The organism is Sporolituus thermophilus DSM 23256, assembly GCF_900102435.1.
Taxonomy (GTDB): domain Bacteria; phylum Bacillota; class Negativicutes; order Sporomusales; family Thermosinaceae; genus Thermosinus; species Thermosinus thermophilus.
This window is the reverse complement of record NZ_FNBU01000010.1, coordinates 1-19,782: the sequence shown is the minus strand read 5'-3', so window position 1 is coordinate 19,782 and position 19,782 is coordinate 1. Positions and strand designations below refer to the sequence as shown.

22 protein-coding genes and 1 tRNA gene are annotated in these 19,782 nt (G+C 43.0%); 22 read left to right on the top strand and 1 reads right to left on the bottom strand.

The features are described from left to right. Positions 1-15 precede the first annotated feature (15 nt). The 19 genes from BLQ99_RS07375 to BLQ99_RS07285 all read left to right on the top strand — a co-directional run bounded on the left by BLQ99_RS07375 (position 16) and on the right by BLQ99_RS07285 (position 15,217). Positions 16-1,890, top strand: coding sequence for a sensor histidine kinase (locus BLQ99_RS07375; RefSeq protein ID WP_093689631.1), 1,875 nt, complete (start codon positions 16-18; stop codon positions 1,888-1,890). Continuing rightward, positions 1,862-3,208 (top strand): sigma-54-dependent transcriptional regulator, encoded by a 1,347-nt coding sequence (locus tag BLQ99_RS07370; protein WP_093689629.1) that lies wholly within the window; start codon positions 1,862-1,864, stop codon positions 3,206-3,208. Before BLQ99_RS07375 ends, BLQ99_RS07370 begins: the two co-directional genes overlap by 29 nt. Positions 3,209-3,357: 149 nt before the next feature. Continuing rightward, positions 3,358-4,125: a hypothetical protein gene (locus BLQ99_RS15280; protein WP_093689627.1), complete on the top strand. Its 768-nt coding sequence runs from the start codon at positions 3,358-3,360 to the stop codon at positions 4,123-4,125. A 51-nt stretch (positions 4,126-4,176) separates the two neighbouring features. Then, positions 4,177-6,414, top strand: coding sequence for a molybdopterin dinucleotide binding domain-containing protein (locus tag BLQ99_RS07360; RefSeq protein ID WP_093689625.1), 2,238 nt, complete (start codon positions 4,177-4,179; stop codon positions 6,412-6,414). Between the two features lie 10 nt (positions 6,415-6,424). After that, entirely contained in the window at positions 6,425-7,087 is a 663-nt protein-coding gene (locus BLQ99_RS07355) for a TorD/DmsD family molecular chaperone (protein ID WP_093689623.1), read from the top strand. Further along, a complete protein-coding gene (locus BLQ99_RS07350) occupies positions 7,084-7,683 on the top strand; it encodes a 4Fe-4S dicluster domain-containing protein (protein ID WP_245690340.1) in 600 nt (199 codons plus the stop codon). The genes BLQ99_RS07355 and BLQ99_RS07350 overlap by 4 nt, the downstream gene beginning before the upstream one ends. 2 nt (positions 7,684-7,685) lie before the next feature. Further along, positions 7,686-8,717, top strand: a complete 1,032-nt coding sequence (gene nrfD / locus BLQ99_RS07345; protein WP_093689621.1) for an NrfD/PsrC family molybdoenzyme membrane anchor subunit — start codon at positions 7,686-7,688, stop codon at positions 8,715-8,717. Positions 8,718-9,128: 411 nt separating this feature from the next. Further along, positions 9,129-9,716 (top strand): hypothetical protein, encoded by a 588-nt coding sequence (locus tag BLQ99_RS07340; protein WP_245690338.1) that lies wholly within the window; start codon positions 9,129-9,131, stop codon positions 9,714-9,716. Between the two features lie 357 nt (positions 9,717-10,073). Then, on the top strand, positions 10,074-10,580 hold the full coding sequence (locus BLQ99_RS07335) for an Nramp family divalent metal transporter (protein ID WP_093689619.1): 507 nt from the start codon (positions 10,074-10,076) through the stop codon (positions 10,578-10,580). A gap of 324 nt (positions 10,581-10,904) precedes the next feature. Next, positions 10,905-10,980: transfer RNA gene (locus BLQ99_RS07330), tRNA-Gly, on the top strand. A 166-nt stretch (positions 10,981-11,146) separates the two neighbouring features. Beyond that, positions 11,147-11,548 (top strand): tyrosine-type recombinase/integrase, encoded by a 402-nt coding sequence (locus BLQ99_RS07325; RefSeq protein ID WP_093689617.1) that lies wholly within the window; start codon positions 11,147-11,149, stop codon positions 11,546-11,548. A 154-nt stretch (positions 11,549-11,702) separates the two neighbouring features. Beyond that, entirely contained in the window at positions 11,703-12,323 is a 621-nt protein-coding gene (locus BLQ99_RS07320; RefSeq protein WP_342721899.1) for a tyrosine-type recombinase/integrase, read from the top strand. A 19-nt stretch (positions 12,324-12,342) separates the two neighbouring features. After that, complete coding sequence (locus BLQ99_RS07315) at positions 12,343-12,528, top strand: hypothetical protein (protein WP_093689613.1); 186 nt, start codon at positions 12,343-12,345, stop codon at positions 12,526-12,528. Positions 12,529-13,000: 472 nt separating this feature from the next. Continuing rightward, complete coding sequence (locus BLQ99_RS07310) at positions 13,001-13,189, top strand: helix-turn-helix domain-containing protein (RefSeq protein ID WP_093689611.1); 189 nt, start codon at positions 13,001-13,003, stop codon at positions 13,187-13,189. Positions 13,190-13,248: 59 nt separating this feature from the next. Next, the gene (locus BLQ99_RS07305; RefSeq protein WP_093689609.1) at positions 13,249-13,662 is read left to right on the top strand and encodes a helix-turn-helix domain-containing protein; all 414 of its coding nucleotides are present in this window, start codon (positions 13,249-13,251) and stop codon (positions 13,660-13,662) included. 110 nt (positions 13,663-13,772) lie between these two features. Beyond that, positions 13,773-14,003, top strand: a complete 231-nt coding sequence (locus BLQ99_RS07300; RefSeq protein ID WP_093689607.1) for a hypothetical protein — start codon at positions 13,773-13,775, stop codon at positions 14,001-14,003. An 11-nt stretch (positions 14,004-14,014) separates the two neighbouring features. Beyond that, complete coding sequence (locus tag BLQ99_RS07295) at positions 14,015-14,227, top strand: hypothetical protein (protein WP_093689605.1); 213 nt, start codon at positions 14,015-14,017, stop codon at positions 14,225-14,227. Between the two features lie 42 nt (positions 14,228-14,269). Continuing rightward, entirely contained in the window at positions 14,270-14,815 is a 546-nt protein-coding gene (locus BLQ99_RS07290; RefSeq protein WP_093689603.1) for a hypothetical protein, read from the top strand. 81 nt (positions 14,816-14,896) lie between these two features. After that, positions 14,897-15,217 carry a septation protein SpoVG family protein gene (locus tag BLQ99_RS07285; protein ID WP_093689601.1) on the top strand — a complete coding sequence of 107 codons (321 nt, stop codon included), beginning with the start codon at positions 14,897-14,899 and terminating at the stop codon, positions 15,215-15,217. Between the two features lie 23 nt (positions 15,218-15,240). On the opposite strand, the gene BLQ99_RS14915 is transcribed toward BLQ99_RS07285, so the two are convergent. Further along, a complete protein-coding gene (locus BLQ99_RS14915) occupies positions 15,241-15,414 on the bottom strand; it encodes a hypothetical protein (protein WP_171904625.1) in 174 nt (57 codons plus the stop codon). 177 nt (positions 15,415-15,591) lie between these two features. Between BLQ99_RS14915 and BLQ99_RS07280 the strand changes: the two genes are divergently transcribed. The 3 genes from BLQ99_RS07280 to BLQ99_RS07270 all read left to right on the top strand — a co-directional run bounded on the left by BLQ99_RS07280 (position 15,592) and on the right by BLQ99_RS07270 (position 17,748). Beyond that, the gene (locus tag BLQ99_RS07280; protein WP_093689599.1) at positions 15,592-16,092 is read left to right on the top strand and encodes an HAD family hydrolase; all 501 of its coding nucleotides are present in this window, start codon (positions 15,592-15,594) and stop codon (positions 16,090-16,092) included. Further along, a complete protein-coding gene (locus tag BLQ99_RS07275; RefSeq protein WP_093689598.1) occupies positions 16,080-16,772 on the top strand; it encodes a hypothetical protein in 693 nt (230 codons plus the stop codon). Before BLQ99_RS07280 ends, BLQ99_RS07275 begins: the two co-directional genes overlap by 13 nt. A gap of 493 nt (positions 16,773-17,265) precedes the next feature. Then, positions 17,266-17,748 (top strand): hypothetical protein, encoded by a 483-nt coding sequence (locus BLQ99_RS07270; RefSeq protein ID WP_093689596.1) that lies wholly within the window; start codon positions 17,266-17,268, stop codon positions 17,746-17,748. Positions 17,749-19,782: the final 2,034 nt, after the last annotated feature.

The window sequence follows — 19,782 nt, the reverse complement described above, 5'->3', positions numbered from 1 at the left end:
CGGCGAAGTAATAGTATGAAAGAACCATTCGTTTTTAGCGGCAAGTGGTTCGTTAGTATAAAGTTCCGGCTGCTCGCCTTTGGTATCACTATGTCGATACTGCCGATCCTGCTACTGGGTCTTTACAGCATGAAGACGGCCAGGAGCGATCTCGAAAGCTCTATCAATAAAAACCATTCCATGGTTGCCATGAGAGTAGCTAATGATACAGCTGAACTCGTCAGTACGCTTCGCACGTCGCTTGAGACTATGGCGATGGCTGAATCGAATCGCCTGCTTACTGACGAAAAAGCTGTAAAGGAGAGGCTTCTTTATACGATCATAAACCGTTACCCCTATATTGAAGAGTTGGCAGTAGTTAACAAAGAAGGACAAGAGCTAACCAAGGTTTCCCGCAGGTATGCTGTCGGCCCTAATGACTTGCGCCAGGTTGCACTCAAACCGGGTGTCTATGAGTCGCTCCAGGGAAAATCCTACGTTGGGGCAGCAAGACTGGAAAAGGATAACAACGTAGTTTTTACCATGGCTGTTCCTATATTTGGTCAATCGGAAAAAGGGAGTTTGGGCGGACTTATCGCGCAGGTATCCTTGCGGAGCGTAATGGAACGAATTGCTTCAATGCCGATTGGCGGCGGAGGGTATATTTTTCTTGTCGATGAAAAGGGCTTCTTGATTGGGCACGAAGACTTTGGCCAAGTGGTTCGCGGCCAATCTGTCATGGACAGCCTTGCCGTCCAGGAACTGCTAAAAGGCCGGGGGGAAGGGGCTGTTCCAACTCCGATGCGGTATGTTTCATATACCGGACAGGAAGTGCTCGGCGTATATACCAGAGTGCGGGGAACCGACTGGGGCGTTATTATTGAGCAGCCTACAGCCACGGTCTATGGCCCGCTGTGGGATCTTATCTTTAAGCTGGCCGCTGCGATGGTTGCTGTAATGATTGCAGCCGTTGCCATCAGCGTATTTTTTGCTTTTATTTTTACCAGGTCGCTGAATGCCTTGTCTGAAGGGGTCAGCCGCGTGTCTAGCGGAGATTTGGACTATCGCATCCCAAGCCAGGGGAATGATGAGCTGGGTCAGGTTGTTGAGGCATTTAACGCCATGACGTCTGAACTGCGCCGCCGTAGAGAACTGGAGGTTTCTATGTATCAGACGGAGAAAATGGCCGCTATTGGGTTGCTTGCCGCCGGAGTCGCCCATGAAATCAATAACCCAGTAAACACTCTATCTTTTTATGTGACGGATCTGCTGGAACGGCTTCGTTTGGAGGGAGCGGCCCGGCTTGAACAAGAAGGGGAATTTGAGTTTTACCTACAAGACATGAAAGAACAGATATCTCGGGCCGCTACCATTACCGAAAGCCTGTTGAATTTTGCCCGGCCGCAGTCGGACAGAGTGGAGGCAGTCCTGATCGAACGACTATTGTCAGATGTACTGCCGTTAATCCGCTATCGCTTCCGCAAACAAGGCGTTGAAATGACAACGGATATTGTCAAGCCTTTGCCGGCAATTCGGGCAAGTGCATCACAACTTCAGCAGGTCTTTCTGAATATCCTTACCAATGCGCTTGATGCTATGCCCTTAGGTGGTAAAATCAACGTTTCGGCGGAATGCCTGGATAGAGGCGAAAATAGAATTCTGCGCCTTGTTTTCGCTGATACCGGGCACGGCATACCGCAGGATAAACTCCGGCAGATTTTTGAACCTTTCTATACCACAAAGCCCTTCGGCCAGGGAACGGGCTTGGGATTATCGGTATGTTACGGGATAATTTCCAAACTTAAGGGACATATTTATGCGGAAAGCCAGGAAGGGCAGGGAACCAAAATGGTGATTGAACTGCCGGTAACAGAGGTGGAGGATGGAACCTTATCGCATTCTAATAGCTGATGATGAAATGTCCTTCATTCAGCTGCTGCAAAAACGGCTCAGCCGCCAGGGACATGAAGTATTCGCCTTTAGTTCCCCTATTGAAGCTCTTAAGGCGGTGGCGGCGAAAAGTTTTGACGTCGCGCTGTTTGATATCAAAATGCCTGAACTGGACGGTCTAGACCTCCTGGCGAAAGCTAAAGAAGTGCAGCCGACACTCGAGGTAGTCATGCTAACAGGCCATGGAGACATTGAGACCGCTATTGAGGCAATGAAGAGGGGAGCCTACGATTACCTCACCAAGCCAGTGGAACCGGCGAAGCTTGAGTTGACCCTGCAAAAAGCCGCTGAAAAGGGACGCCTGATAAAAAAGAGCATCGGGCTTGCGGCCGCTCAGAAAACTCATATTGGCAATCGCCCCCTGATTGGCAAAAGCTCCTCCATGCTTTGGTTGACGGAAATGATCAAAAGGGTGGCGGACAGCGATTCACCAGTGTTGGTTTTAGGGGAAAGCGGAACGGGAAAGGAACTGGTTGCACAGGCGTTGCATTTTTGGAGCCGCCGTGCCGATCAGCCTTTTATTCCCCTTAACGTGGGGACGCTGCCGGCGCACTTGGCTGAAAGCGAGTTATTCGGCCATGTAAAAGGGGCATTTACCGGAGCACATACGGCAAAGCAGGGGCTAGTGGAACTGGCTCATCGGGGCACCCTGTTTCTTGATGAAATCGCTGAGCTAGATATTTCCCTGCAGGTAAAGCTGCTCCGGTTTCTTGAAACAGGGGAGTTTCGACGGGTTGGCGATCCAGCCGTAAGGCACGTACAGGTGCGCGTTGTGGCGGCAACCAACCGTGATTTAAAGGAGATGGTGGCTGCAGGTAAATTTCGCAAGGATTTGTATTACAGGCTGAACGTAGTTTCCCTGCCTGTTCCCCCTCTGCGCGAACGACGTGAGGACATCCCCCTATTAGTTTCTTACTTTTTAAATAACCGTTTTTATCACGGTCCAAAGGAATTAAGCAGGGAAGCTATGGAGTATCTTATGGCGTATGATTACCCGGGAAATGTTCGGGAGCTTGTCAATATTTTGGAACGGGGAGTTCTGCTGTCCCGAGGGAGTGTGATACAAAAAGAGGATCTTTATTATCCATGGGAATCGGCGTGTCAGGATTTGAAATTGGAATCTGTGGAAAGGGAGCATATAAACCGGGTGCTGCGTCAGGTAAAATGGGATAAGCCGAAAGCGGCCGAACTCCTTGGCATAGCTCTTCGGACTCTGTACCGAAAGATTGAATATTACGGGCTTACCCCGCCGGAGCAGAGTGACCACTTGTCAACTTGACAAGTGGTTTTGTTATTTTGTCAAAAAATAAAACATCTAGCGCTTGGCAAGGCTAACGGGAACGCAAAAAGGTCTATGGCACGGAACTTGCAATTATAAATACGCGCCGGACATTCGGCCGGAAAACTCAAGTGAGAGGAGATGTGAGCTTGAAGCGAAGAGAATTTATTAAACTTGCCGCTTTGGTGACCGGTTCTACGGCCCTCGGCATTGGTATTGAACGCGCGGGCCGGGCTGCTTTGCCACCTGCTTCGTTTCCTGAGAACAGGCGGTTTGGCGGTCAGCCGCTTGAGGCAAGGGTTAATCCGGAAACAGGCGCTGTTGAAGTTAATCCCGATATTGTAATGCGGCATAGTGTCTGTATGGGATGCTACAGCTCGTGTGGCAACAGAGTAAAAATTGACAAAAAAAGCGGAAAAATTCTGCGGGTGGCTGGCAATCCTTATAGCCCAAAATGCGCGGAGCCAACGCTTCCTTATGAGGCGCCGCTTACGGCAGCCTATCAGTCATTTAGCTTAAATAAGGATCTCGGTCATAAGCACCGAGCTACCTTATGCGCTCGTGGCAATGCAACTTATGAGCAGGTTTACGATCCTCTGCGGATACTTACTCCCCTTAAACGCACAGGCAACAGGGGCGAAGGAAAGTGGAAGCCTATCACCTGGGATGAGCTTATCACGGAAACCGTTGAAGGCGGCCAGCTGTTTAAAGAGGCGGGGGACAATACGCATATCGAGGGATTCCGCCAGGTCAGAGACCTAAAAACTCCGATCAATCCCGAAGCCCCGGAAATGGGACCCAAAGCCAACGGTTTGGTATGGAACTCCGGTGGATCGTACGGCAGGGTTAACTTTGCTATGCGGTTTGTTCTAAACAGCTTTGGGTCACCGAATTTTTACGGCCATACCGGCACTTGAGGGGGTGCGTGGAGACCTGCGTGGCAGGTCCTATTTGACGGCGGCCCAGGGTTGCCATATAAGCCTGATCTTCAAGGCGCCGAATTTTGTATATATGAGGGCGCTTACCCCGGGCACAGCGGTTTTAGCTTCCAGGCCCTTGCGAGAAAAACTGTTCTTGGCGCCAATTCGGGCCGTCTTAAGATAGCCGTGGTGGATCCCGTAATGCAAGGGGGTACCGATGTTCCTGGAAAAACCCAGTGGATACCCGTTAAACCATCAACGGACGGCGCATTTGTTTTGGGCATTATGCGCTGGATTTTAGAGAACCACAAATATAATGCCAGTTATTTAGAATGTTCGCATCTTGATGCGGCAAAAGCTATGGGTTATAACAGCTATAGCAACGCTACCCACCTGGTTGTTACCGATCCCGGACACCCGAGCTACAGAAAGTTCCTCCGTCCTCACGATATTGGATTATCGGGTGAAGGGTTCATCGTTATTGATAAGTCGTCGAAAAGTCCTGTGCTGCATACTGCCGCTATAGCGGGCGAACTCTTTTTCCAGGGAACGGTAGACAGTCCGCAGGGACCTGTCAAGGTGGCTACTGCTTTATCTTTGCTGCGCGACGGCGTCTTTAAGCATACCATCGAAGAATATGCAAAAATATGCGAGGTTCCGCCTGAGCAGATTATTGCCATTGCCAATGAATTTTCCTCCCACGGGCCGCGTGTAGGTACAGATTCGCTCGCAGGCACTGTTTCCGTCAACAGCTTGCCGTTTACCGTTGCTCTTTGGATGCTTCCGGCGTTAATGGGGGCGTACAATACCAAAGGAGGCATGGCAATAAACGGCCCGGGTTACAAGCATTATACTCCGGGACCCCGCTACAATCTGCAGAGTTTTGCCGGAATGGTCAAGCCGTCAGGCGTGATGATCAGCCGAGAAAGATTCCCCTATGAAAAGACGACGGAATATAAAAATAAAGTCGCAAAAGGGCAAAATCCATATCCATCTAAACTGCCGTGGCATCCAGTCGGCTTTTCTTTAGACGGGCAAGCACTGTTTTCAGCCATCCACCGTTATCCCTACCAGTGCAAAATTTATGTAAACTGCTATGCCAATCCGTTATACTCGACCCCTTCTCTATACCGGGAAGAAATGATAAAGGAACTGCGCAAGACGGAAAATATACCGCTGTTCATTAGCATTGATATTGTTATGGGGGAAACAACGGCCATGGCCGACTACGTTGTTCCCGATACAAGTTTTTACGAGCAATGGGCAATGGTACCGGTTCGAGCCCAGATTAATACGAAAATGACGGCTGTGCGCTGGCCGGTGATAAAACCTCTGACGCCCAAGGGATCATCCCAGCCTATGAGTATGGAAGCCTTTATTATTGATGTAGCGAAGAAGTTGGGATTGCCGGGCTTTGGCAAGGATGCCATAGCCGATGCGGACGGAAAGCTCTGGCCGCTTGACAAGCGGGAGGATTTCTATCTTAAAGCCGTGGCTAATATGGCTTATGATGAGAATCCCGTACCTGACATATCGAGCGAAGAATGGGCGATTGCCGATATGGAAAGCGCTATCAGTGAATGGCGCGATTCTATAAAGCCGGAAGAGTGGAAAAAGGTAGGGTACGTGTTGGCCAGAGGCGGGCGATTCGAGCCTGATGACCGTTATCACGACGGTAACAAGATGCGCTACGGCGCGCCGGTAAAACTCTGCTTCTATAGCGAGCTCATGGCTACAAGCAAAAACAGCATTACCGGCAAATATTTTGAAGGAGTGCCGGTTTGGACTGAAGAGATGCTTGCCGACGGCCGGAAGGTTGATGATGTATACCCCACAAAAGACTGGCCTTTCCGGATCTCCTCGGCAAAAGCCAAGCTCAGGGGAGTGTCCATGCTGTCCAATTGCCCGACGCTGCAGGAGCTCGGCCCGACCAACTATGTTGAAATCAACAGCGCCGACGCGGCAAAGCATGGTCTGAAGGATGGCCAGAAGGTGAAGGTGATTTCGCCAACTAACCAGGCTGTTGGCATCCTGAGGGTGCGCGAGGGCGTTGCCCGCGGTACAGCTGCTATTCACTTCGGATATGGGAAGTGGGAGTATGGCGGGCGGACACATGTTATTGGAGGTAAAGAGGTCAAAGGCGACCCCGTGCGGAGAACCGGGATTGCGTCCAATCCTCTTGGACTCGCTGATCCGTCACTGCCCAAGCCTTTTGGTCTGACGGAAGTATCAAGCGGCACGCACGGACGGAACGGCATCCGTGTGCGGATTGAGCCGGCCGAGTGAGGTGAAGATAATGCTTAGTGCCGGTGAACGAAGCGCCATTTATGAAATATTCGCCTCTACGTATACTAAGCTTCCCACAGTTGAATCACTTCGGGATTTTATGATTTTTACCGAGGAAATCACAAAAATTATTGATTCACCCATCAGCAAGCGGCTTGCCGAACTCGCCGCAGAGCGCAGTGCGGCAGCCGCGAGTTCCGCAAGCGCCTTACAGGCGCTCCAGCAGGAATATTACGATCATTTCTTTGTCCCTTGTAGCGGCAAATACGTTCCTCCCTTTGAATCAGCCATTAAATACAATACATTATGGAGTGAAGATGCCGTTCATTGTGCCGCTTGTTATGAGACACTGGGGTTTGAGCCGCGAAGCCTGGAGATTTTTCCTCCCTTAAAAGAGGTTGCCGTTCCTGATCATATTGGTTTTCAACTTGCCTTCATGGCGTTTCTCACGAAGGGAGAGAGCGTAGCGGAGGCTGAAAGCGAAGGCTGGCAGGGCTTGCAGTCTCAGTTCCTTAGGGAACATCTTTTGAGCTGGCTACCGGATTATGCCGCAGCCCTGGCCAAAACAGGGGGGGAATTTTATGCCGCTTTGACGGCTCTATTGGCCGAATTCACATCGTTGGATGCCGGTAGAATGGCCAATTCCAGGCGAGTAAGGGGTGAAGTGCATTGAGCAAACGACAGTACGCAATGGTCATTGATTTGAATAAATGTATTGGCTGTCATGCTTGCACAGTCGTGTGCAAGCATGAAAACATGGTTCCCAGGGGAGTTCACCGGTCATGGGTGACAGAATACGAGGCAGGCAAATATCCCAACGTGCGCAGTTTAAAGCTCCCGCGACTCTGCAACCACTGCGAGGAAGCGCCGTGCTTAAAGGTATGTCCTACAGGCGCGACCTATAGGACTATTGATGGCACAGTTCAGATTGATGCAGGCAAATGTGTCGGGTGCCGTTATTGCCTCGCGGCGTGCCCATATGATGCCAGGTTTATAGACCCCGTCCAAAAAGTGGCGGCAAAATGCACGTTCTGTTATCACCGGGTTGAGGCCGGCATAATGCCGGCTTGCGTTAGCACCTGCGTGGGGCAGGCCCGCTATTTCGGCGACATCAACGATCCAAACAGTGATGTAAGCCGCATGCTTAAGAGTCGAAGCCATCAGACGTTGAAGGCCGAACTGGGCACCAAACCTTGTGTTTATTACCACGGACTTGACGGTATACAGCTTGATCCCGCCAAGCTCCGTATAGCAAAAGGGGGGCGGTAGATATGGGGGCGACCGTATTAAACGCCGTGACTCAACAGCAGTCTTTTGGCGTGCTGATTGTTCTGTATTTTTTCTTAGCCGGACTTAGTGCCGGACTGTTTCTGATTTCCTCTCTCGCCAGCGTCTTTAAGTGGGAGAAAATGCGCTCACTGGTAAAGCCGGCTGCCGTTTTAGCGGCGGTGGCATTTGCTCCCGCGCCGCTTGTCCTTATCGCCGATCTCGCCTCACCCGAACGGTTTTTTATGTTGCTTTTCAATTTTAATCCAATGTCCTTAATGGCTTGGGGCACGTGGATCGTTTCCCTTTACGGTCCCGTATCGTTCTGGTATGGTTGGAAATGTTGGAAAAACGAAACTGTAAGTAACAAAATTCTATTATTTGGGACAGGGCTGGCGTTGGCGCTGGGAACTTATACCGGGATGCTTATTGGTGTAGTTCCGGGCCGGCCTTTGTGGAATTCCGCCATTGTTCCTGTTCTGTTTCTTGTTTCTGGCTTAGTTTGCGCTGCTGCTGTTTTGACTGTTCTTCTTCATACGTTTCCCAACCGGGGGGAGAGGGACGCCGAAACGGCCTTAGAGGTTCTTGGTGAGCTGAAACTTTTCTTAGTAGTGACCGAAGCTATGCTCATCACTTTCCACCTTATCGTACTTACGCTGGCTTCTGTTGGGGCGCGGGAAACGGTAATGCATCTAGTTTGGGGTCCAAGGCATATACAGTTTATCTGGATCCAAATAATAATGGGATTGGTTCTGCCTATGCTGCTGCTCATATGGGCTAAGAAAAGTACGCTGTCACCAGTTCTTGCCGGTCTGATGTCCGTTATTGGTGTGTACGCTCTGCGGCTGAACTTTGTTTTGGGTGGACAGGAAACGCCGCTGATGCCAGGCAGTATTCCTGACGGCGACTTGGCTGCATGGCAGGTTTTCGCCGCTGCGATTGTTTTAGCCGGGATTGCTATTGTAGGATACCGCTTTTTCCGGCTAATGTTCTTGCCCGCTCAGCCAAGAATGTCAAATGCGGGTGTAGGATCGTAATCACATAAACTAATTTCTTTTATGCCTGGCAATAATGATACCAGACTGGAAGATGAAAATAGCTGGACCCGAATGGGCGGATTATTGCTCTTAGAAGCGGCGCTAACGTAGTGATGCCCAACGTTACCGAGGGGGAGTATCGTACTTGAGGAATCTTGTCTCTACCGCCCTTGCTGCAGTTATCTAAGTAGATAGTGGGGTAATTCAGTCGGCGACCGAGAATTCCCTGCGCACTAAGCAACGTGACGCCGCTCCGGACGGAGACGCCAACCAATGTCCCAAGCGGAGAATTATCGAATGGAAATAACTAAATAAAGTTTCCGCTGCCCAAGTAGGTCTCCAGTGAAGTCGCCTTATTCTAATCGACCGCATATTATGTAGCAGAACGACATTAAAAGGGGGGGGACCTATTTGTCTGGACATTATTATGAAGACCCAGCATCTTTTAGCGATAACGAATGTATGCTTAGCGAAGCACAAGTACACCTAAGGGACTGTTTCCGTCTGCTTTGGGAACAGCATATTTATTGGACGAGAATGGTTATTATGGGGATTGTATTCAATTTGCCCGATTTGGAGGCGACTACCAAGCGGCTTCTGCGTAATGCCCCTGATTTCGCGAGGTTATTTCGCCGTTTTTACGGAAAAGAAATTGCATGCGAGTTTGAGCGACTGATAAGAGACCATCTGGTTATTGCCGCAGAGCTTGTGAAGGCGGCCAAGGATGGAAATACCAAGGCGGCGGCAGATGCGGAGAAGCGATGGTATGCAAACGCGGACGAGATCGTTTACTTCCTAAGACATATTAATCCTTACTGGTCCGTTAAACATATGAGGAGTATGTGGTATGAGCACCTGGCATTAACCAAAGAAGAGGCTGTTGCTATGCTTAGCAAAAATTACACAAATAGTATCGAGATTTTTAATCAAATCGAGAAACAAGCATTGATGATGGCGGATGCCTTTTCTAATGGGATTATAAGCCAATTTGGTTTATAAGCACGCTAGAAAACCAGATCACGGGACTAGCGTTTAAAGAGAAAGCCTACCATTGTTATTTCACTGGTAGGCTGCATTATTTATATGAAGAAAAGGGTGAGAATGCGGGTCAAATTAATGATATAAGAGTTTTGTTAAAACATTTCGAATTTGAATAAACCTCGGTGGGATAGCTTGAAGCCTTACACTTACCAGTGTGGGGCTTTTTGCTTTATGGTTTGTCCAACATAAATGGAATAAATACAATTCACCAATTACATACGTACTTCATACTTTAAAGCAGCTACTTATCGCCGGTAGCCTATTTTAACTTGAATAAATGGCGATTGTAGATTATAAACCGAAAGGATGATGAGGATGAAAGAAGAACAACTTGCTTCGCACCTACCCCTTCAAATTCTACCTGAGACGAGGGAAATGAAAGCAAAGGCCAAAGGATTATTCAAGTACCTTGGCCCGGCGTTCATTGTCAGTGTTGCCTATATGGATCCCGGTAATTTTGGCACGAATATCAGCGGAGGTACGCAATTTGGCTACAACCTTTTATGGGTTATTCTATGGAGTAACTTAATGGCGATTTTCGTTCAAATCATGTCAGCCAAACTAGGGATTGCAACGGGCGTTAACCTTCCAAATCATTGCGGCCAAATATTTTCTCGGCCTGTGAACTGGGGCCTATGGTCAATAGCTACCGTGGCAGCGATGGCTACAGACCTTGCGGAATTTCTTGGGGGAAAATCAGAAGAGACCCCTATTTCCAATCACAACGCTGGAAATAAAGGTCTCGCTATAGCAGTCGCGCTGCCAGTAGTACCGGGCTTTCGCCAGTGTGTCGATACTACTCACGGATACGACATCCGTTAGCTACTCCCCTTTATGGGAATTAAATATTGTGCTATATAGTATGACGCCAATTGCTCGCGTGACACACGTTCCCAAAATATTTTGGCTGTATTTGCAAACGGGTGTATAACCCCGCTTTTTCTTTTAGGAAACATAAAAAATGCTTACGAAACCAATAAAATGAGGTAAAACTTTGTCTTGGGAAGCGGGTAGGAAATGCCTCCTAATCCTTGACAATACTGCATTTTTGCTATATACTCAATAGCGTTGGGACCCCAATAATTGCGCATTTTTTGATAAAAAGTAAGAGGTAAATTTTAACAAATCCAGTAAAGTCAATATCGTGCGGGCGTAGCTCAGTTGGTAGAGCATCGGCTTCCCAAGCCGAGTGCCGCGGGTTCGAGTCCCGTCGCCCGCTCCAGATGCAGATAAAATCTGAGGTAGAAGCGATTCTATCTCAGATTTTTGTTTTTTTACAGCATCAGCTTCGATTTATTGCTGTCTATAACTCATTGGTAAACCAATTGTATTGCATGTATATGTGAATACATTGCAAATAAATTCAAAAAGGCTGACTATCAGCGGAAATGGAAATTACGTTAGCGGCTAAAATGTTCTTTTCGAGCAAACAATCAGAAGGAGTGACAGCAAGGACTATTCAGACTTATAAAACAGAATTACCTAGATTTTTAGATTTTCTCATGGAGAAAATGGAAGTCTATCATGTAGAAGATATTACCGCCTATCAAATAAGAGAATTTCTTAACCACCTGAAAAGCCTAGGTACAATGCGCAATATTACAATACATAGATATTACCGCACTATCAAAACATTTTTAAATTTTCTTGAAAAAGAAGAAATAATCAAAAACAATCCAATAAAAAAAGTCAATCCGCCGAAGATTGAAAAAATAATACCTATGTTTATGGCAGACTTATTTTGCATAGTTTGGCTGCCGAAATCTGCACGTATAAAATGCCGAAATTGAACAAAGTTTGCATAAACTTTGCATGGAGGGGCGGGTATGATTGGCTGTTCTAGCGGTGTTGCCTAAGCAACGCCGCGCAGCCTAAATATCATACCCGCAGAGGCTCCTTGTCAAGTTTATGCGGATGGATGAATAATTACTTAATTGCCGAAATCTGCATTTTTGGATTGCCAAATACATACCTAGAACATTTACTGCTGTTGAAATAAAGAAAATGCTTAACGCTTTTAAAGGCGATACATTTTATGAAATTCGCAACAGATGCATAATATCGCTATTTTTCAGTACTGGCATCAGAATGAACGAGCTAATCGAACTTAAGCTACAGGACATTAACATTACCACCGACCTGATCCGTATCCAGAAAGGCAAAGGCATGAAGGAACGTTTCGTACCTATCAGCAGAGCGATGAAAAGAATTTTGATTGAGTACTTGAAACACAGGCAGGAATATCTTGCCGACAAAAACCCTGATTGTCCTTATGTTTTTCCGTCCAGGACAGGGCAGAAAATGACTTCATCAGCGTTAGAAAGTATGTTTAAAAAACTAAAACATGAACTAAACCTACAAGGCGAAAAAATTTCCTGTCATACATGGCGACATACCTTTGCAAAAAACTACCTGCTTAATGGCGGCGATATATTCTCTTTGCAAAAGATACTAGGACATGCTGACCTAGAAAGCACTCGCATATATTTACAATTGAATGACCAAGAAATAAAGACACAGTTTTCCCGATACAATCCCCTGGATAATAAGGATTGGCTGTATTAGCCAAGGAGGCTGTTGTTCTATGATTGAAAAAGAAAAAGCCGTCATGGATTGGATAGGGAAAAATTTTTATGTTAACTATATCAAGATAGAAGATTACCCGCTTTTTCCTGCTGGTAAGAGAATCATAGATAAAAATGGTGATGAAATGATAGTGTATTATGACCTTATGTATGACAGGGTTGATTGGACGTTCCCACAAAAATAAGACAAAAGTCCTATAAAAATAAGACAAAAGTCCTAGGAAAAAAGGTTAAATTTTTGGCCGAAAATGACACTATTTTATGGAAGGGTTTTTAAATTCGTTGTAGACATTTAGCTTAAAATGTTTGTGTATGATGGACGAAAAATAAAAAATACAAAAAAACCTTACATTTTTGCCTAGTATTGCACTATCTCAGGGAAGTATTTTTTCACCAGGCAAAAAAACCTTACATTTTTGGCCGAAAATTTTGACTTATTTTGGAGGGGTAGTTTCGCCAAACAAAAAAATGTAATATTTTTGGCCGAAAATACGTTAAACAGGGAAGGGTAATTCAGCAGATACAAAAAAACCTTACATTTTTGCCCGATTTTACAGATTACTCTAATTGAAGGAGTAATTATCCAGGCATTGACCTGGATTTTTTTATTTTGGTTGTTAGTTAATAATTATTATTATTCAAAGGGGGGTGAATATAATGCCAAAATTAACCAAGATGAAAATTCTCCGTATGCAAAAAGGGCTAACTCAACACGACTTAGCCAAAATGTTAGGTGTTAGTCAGTCATATGTCGCGAAAGTTGAAAATGAACAAATAAAGCCAACGCAAGATATACTATTGGCATTGGCGGAAGTCTTAGGATGCAGACCGGATGAATTGGTCTGATTTTTTTTATTCCTGTATGGTCTTAATTATTATGAAAATTGCAAAAGGAGTGATTGTATATGCAATCTATTTGCCCGGTATGTGGTCACGAACATAACGATCCGAAACAATGTCCTATTTGTGGATATTGGTATCAGGTGGTAAGGTACAAAGAACATGGTCAATGGGTTAATTACGAAGAATACGAAAAAGTCCTGCAAAACGTCAAAGACAATAAACGGTATAACCTAACCTGTCCTGAATGTTTTAAACAGGCGAAAATGTATTATGACGGTTATGGTCTTACTTGTTCTTGTGGTGGTTTATTTAGTTTAAGAGGTATCGATAATCCTGTAAAGTTTTTTCGTGAAAAAAACAATCTCACGCAGGAAGAAGCGGCAAAAATGCTAGGTATAAGTAGGTCATTACTTGCAATGATTGAAGCAGGACAAAGGAAAATTCCAGACAATATTTTAGGTTTTGTCACAGGTTAAGGGTATCTATCGTACAAGCCATTTTGTCACAAATACCAATGCCTGCGAAGCCAGTATTTTCAAGGGTTTGCAGGTACCAAAATTTTCCAAAATCAAGGGGGAATAGTCTTATGGAAAAACATGAAACCTATACAATCAAAAATACATGCGGTTACTACGAATATGTTCATCACGTCATGGCTGACATTGCCGAAACGGTATCAATGCTTAGTCAAGTTGTAAGAAACCTGGAACTGATAAAAGCCGACATTGATGAACTAGCGGAAGAAAACGAAGAATTGGCAAGTGAATTGCGAAAGGTTTTGGCCGTAGGACTTGAAAAAGTCCTGAATGTCAGATAGGGAGGTTACCAATGCCAAGAGGTAGGCCGAAAAAGTCTGAAACAGACAAAAAATCAATCAAATACAGATTAGGGGAATTAACTGACTCACAAATAGCGATATGGCTGATTGATGATACCTTTGTTGTCAATCCAAAACATGAGCAATCATTTATAGAATTATGTAAACAATTGCATATTAAACCAATAAAAAATCCGCCTTTTGCGCCAATCATGGGTCGTTAGGCGGTTTTTATATTTTATCAAAATCAAAAGGAGAGATGTTTCATGTTTCAACAAAAACAAAGAACATTGCTTGAATTGAAATGCTCTGAATGTGGTAAGGCATTCTCGCCAAAAAATCAAGGTCTATGGTATAGGTTCCTAGATGGACAGATACTATTGACCTGCCCTACCTGTTACGAGAAATGGGAGAATCAGTATGAAGTCATCAATGCCGAATTCAGCGACAATCCTGGATATGGATTGCCTATGGTTACTATTTATTTCAAAAATGGTCAAGTATTAGGCCCTGTTAGTTACATGGCTGAAAATAATCACATAGAAATACCTGGTTATGACTTGCCAATGAGTGCAAAAATCAAGCTGAAAGAATTGGCCAAGGCATATTGGGCTGAAAAAGAGAAACAGAAACTAAAAACATTCAGGCTTGTTGACACTTTTGACGAACAATATATTTTTGCAGAAACCAACGCAGGCGACCAGTATAAAATCAGGTTTAAGTATGGCCGATATGGGGAGATGATACTTGACCCTAGCACGAAATTACCTGAGTATGTACTCAAACAGATAGAGCAGAAAATGCGTGAATAGTGATGGTCACCACTTAATGACAGGGTGTAATTTCAACTTACACCCTTTTTTCATGAACAAAACCAAAAAAGGAGCGGGTACATGATGAAAATTACATCTGTCATGTTCAAGAAAGCGAACAGACAACAAGAAAAACTACCTGGTGTTATTGCAATTGCGAACATCGAGATTGAAAACGCTATTGTCATTCGTGATGTTCTTTTTGGGAAATATCCCGATGACAGCAACAAGTATTTCCTGCGTTTTCCTCGCAGGAAGTCGCAAATAGGATTTTACCTTGTCGCGTATTGTATAAGTAAAGAAATACATGAACAAGTAATAGCACAAGTAATTGAAGCTTGGCAAAGGATTGATACAAATGAATTTGAACAGGAAGGAAAAACGGTGGTTGAAATAGTGTAAGGGCGGTTTTATGCCGCCCTTTGTCATTTAGGATATACAGCAATGTCTATTTCGTATTCTGTACCGTTTTCATCACTCACCGATAAATCATACCAACCACCATCATAGACTAATTCCCGAAGTGCAACCAACATATCCTCTTTAGTATTGAATGTGTCGCTTCCCTCGGCATTCATCTGTTTAATGAAGTATTTCATTTTTTTACCTCCCTTGTTTTTGATTTTATTATAAGGACAATGGAGATAACTTGTCAATAGTCAAGCGGTAAAAATCATGATTAAAAAGAATTATATACGTTTATATTCATTTATTAGATAATTATTTATGTTTTTCGTATAATATCTATTATTTTTACATAGAAAGGAGCAAAAATAATGAACAAAACAATAGCCGTTGACATTGATGATACTTTGAATAATTTTTCTGAAGTTTTGAATACTTTTCGACCAACAAATGACAACGAATATAATCAGGCATTGATATACGCTAAAAAAGATAAATTGCTTTATGACGACATTCCGAAAAAGTATTACCCGAAAATTCGCGAAATACACAAACAAGCGTATATATTGGCTGATATTGCACCAGGAGCACAGGAATTCATGCAATGGTTAAACACCAATGGTTGGCGTGTGGTAATACTCACATATAGGGATTTGAGGAATTGCTATATCGAAACGAAGCAATGGTTAGCCAAACATGGCATACATTATGATTTACTAATAGATACATCAGACATAAAAGCAAAAGTATGCAGGCTATGGCAGATACACTACCTGATTGACGACATGGAAAATATCGAATTCGCTAAACAATTAGGCGTTACAGTTTTCCGGCCGGGGAATTGGGAGGGAATTAAACAATGTTTACAATAGAACAAAAACTAGCGTTGTTGAAAAAATTTTACTCATGCATGAAACCGAATGTTTTGAAACTAGAAGTAAATGATTTTGGCTTTGATTTTATAGACATTATGCGAAAAGCAGGCGTTGTGGTTGATTATGTGGACTTCAAGAAGAACATTCACAAATACCGCCTGCATGTATCCCAACAGGTATATGACTATTTACTATTGCATCATATAAAACAAAACGGCAATGTATGCGGTTATTTTGACGATTATGCGAATGATATACTTTGCTTCAACATCGATAGTAGGGGAATATCACCAGAAGAAACATACCTAGTAGCAGAATATGTGTACATTTACCTGAAATTGGAAAATATATTACCGCTAATGGTTGAATCAGGTAGAGGTTATCACATATGGGTTCGGCTGAATGAAAGACAGGACAATGAAAAAATCTATTCTTTTTCCCGCCGGATCGCTAGTTCAGTAACGTATATATTACAAAACCAAGGTATAGATATGGAAAAAGTATTCATCACGATATACCCCACACCAGGATATACACAGGGATATTCGCTTAGGTTGTTCGGCAGTAGACACGTCCGGACTGGCGAATTCTCTCATGTGGTATTACCTGGCATAGGTATGCTGAATGAAAATGAATCATGGCGATATTTTGGTGAGTATGTGTTGAAGACCAATTAGTCAACATGGTGGTGATAGAAAATCAAGTTCCAATAATCGGAACTTGAAAACACAAGGGGTAAGAGAAGGTAGACCAGAAAAACTGCAACATAATGTTACAGTTAAGACACAACAAGAATTAGCTAATGATTTAGGGATGACAAGGCAAAATTTACGATGAAAATAATTTTAAACCCCAAGAAAAATTAGCAACGGAATTGAACGAGGAAGACCAGAAAAATTAGGCGATAATCGCCTATTTAAAACTCAAGCAGAACTTGCAGAAAATATTGGATTATCACGTCGAACTTACAAAGAACATAAACAACTCCAAAAACTCTCTCCAGAACTTCAAGAATTACTTGAAACAGGCGAATTGTTTGACAATTTTCTGAAAATATGCTAATATAAAAAATTAGACAGGTTGGCCGATTAGGCCGCCTGTCTGTTGTGCTTTTTGTAGCAAAAAAATATTGACAAGTTGTCAATATATATCAGAAAGGAGAAGATATTCATGAACGAACAGGCATATATTGATACATTACAAGCATTGCAAGAAGAAAACGAAACACTTAAACAACAGAATGAATTTTTTGCGAAAAAAGTATACAGAATGGCTGAAAAGAGCAGGATTGCTAGAGAGCGAAAGGAAAAAGGCAGGTTTACGAAGATATATTGGAAAAAAATAAGGGAAATAATCGAAAACAATGTTTTAAAACCGACGACAGAAGCAGTTATGTTTAGGTTGTTGTGTTATGTAAGGCTGGATAATTTCATTGGCGATGACCAGGGCAAGTATAGTTTGAAGCAGATACATGAAAAAATAATCCAAAATATGGTCAGCTACAGGCAGATGCTCAGAATCATTGACGAATTGTCATATTATGGGGTATTGACCCAGGTTAACCAAGGCAAATATACCTATATTCATATCCCTACACATTTAGCTGAGTGTAAGTGTATTTGGCAATCCAAAAATGCAGATTTCGGCAATTAAGTAATTATTCATCCATCCGCATAAACTTGACAAGGAGCCTCTGCGGGTATGATATTTAGGCTGCGCGGCGTTGCTTAGGCAACACCGCTAGAACAGCCAATCATACCCGCCCCTCCATGCAAAGTTTATGCAAACTTTGTTCAATTTCGGCATTTTATACGTGCAGATTTCGGCAGCCAAACTATGCAAAATAAGTCTGCCATAAACATGTAAGTGATATGTGTCATGGATGACATATATCAAGGGGTTTTATATGACATGGATGACATATATTTTTTTGAAAAATGCAGAATTTATGCGGCTTCTGGGATTTGGTATATATCTATATATCTATAAAATAAAATAATTAACAATAGGTATATTTAAATTGTATTAATATTGAATTTTAATAATATTAAGATTATTTAAATAATTTTTAAAGTCAATTCATTAGTACAAACAATTATGTTTGTCGCCTTGCCCTGCGCTTCGCTTGTGCAAGGACGAGCGCGGAATGTGACATTAGCTATCGCTTCTGTCACATTCCGCGCATCAAGACATGCACATAGGGGTTACGCAGGTCATGGCGAAGAGTATGATGTTTGTTGTAGGGATATTGACACATAAATTTAAATTTTTTGTATAGGATTTGCCGCGGAAGGTCGTAATGAGCGCAAGCGAATGAAGGCCTGGAGCGGCTGAAATAACAAAATCGAAACATTTATGCCTTGTTGTAGATGAAAAAAATATTGCCGCGAAGCGGCATGGACACAGGCCGGAATGAAATGAAGGCCTGTGGACATCAAAACATTGAAAAGTATTTTATTTGATTATGGTTGATTGTTTCCACCCCTTCGGGGCGATAAAACTATAGGCTTGATTTGTTTAAATACTTATTGTTAAAATAAAATGATTATTAAAAAATAATATAAAATAATTCTTATTGTTTGCCCTTCAGGGCTTCGCCTTTCCGGGCAAATATTCACCTTGATTTGGTTTTATTTTTTTGGTTGATATGGAAAATCTTATTGCCTTGATTTTTTCGTTCTCTCTTGTGAATGAAAGTGTAAGTTTACATAAAAATAAAATGTATAATCAATGCGTTTAAAAATATTCTGATAAGATGGATTAAAACAAATAATGAGAAATTATTTAAAATTGATAAATTAATTGCAATTAAATATCGTATAGAGTGCGACATATTTAACACCCTGTCTATATTGCTTGTATAATTCTGAGTGAATTAGTAGGAAATAAAATATCAATCATTGTTAACAAAATATAAAAATAAAGTTAACAAAATAAACATATTGTTAATTGTTTTAATTCCGAGTAAAATAGTAGGAAATAATTTCTGACTGACCAGTCCAATACCATGCGTTGGGAAATATTTTTTATTTCCCAAAATTGTTACCAGGTAATAAATTATCTAATCACAAAAACCCAAGGGGTAGTCGAGTTGACCATCCCCATTATTAGCGGGAATAGATATTATCGTTGTTTTTTCATTTCGCTATGCCTGTTTTTATGCCAAAAACCCTAGTTTAAACCCTATTTTTTCAGGTTGTATTTTGCGGTAAAGGGTTTTATATTAACCGCTATTTACAACCTCAAAAAATCGCATATTTTTTTATTTTCGCTGTTTAAATTCGTCGATATTGTCTAATAAACAAGCAAAAACAGCCGAAAAAGTATTTGTACATTTTGCTTATTCGTGATTGCTTGTTGTTGCTTGTTTTTTCTCTTGTTTATAATGATAAAAATAATGATTTTACCACAAAAAAAGCAGGGTTAAGGGTATCATACCTACCTGTGACAAAAAACCTGCTGTAGGGCTTGCTATGCGGTCTAGAGGGAAACAATTTCCCTTCCTGTTTTAGAACGGTTTTAAAGGTAGATTACCTAACATTAGAAAACGCCTGGCAACAGTTTTGTTCATTATATTTATGCATTGATTCTGCATATTTAAAACATATATTCATGCATAAAACCAACAGCCAGGCATATGATTTTGCCTGTTTTTGTATCGTAGAATGTGGACATTTTGCTTGTTTT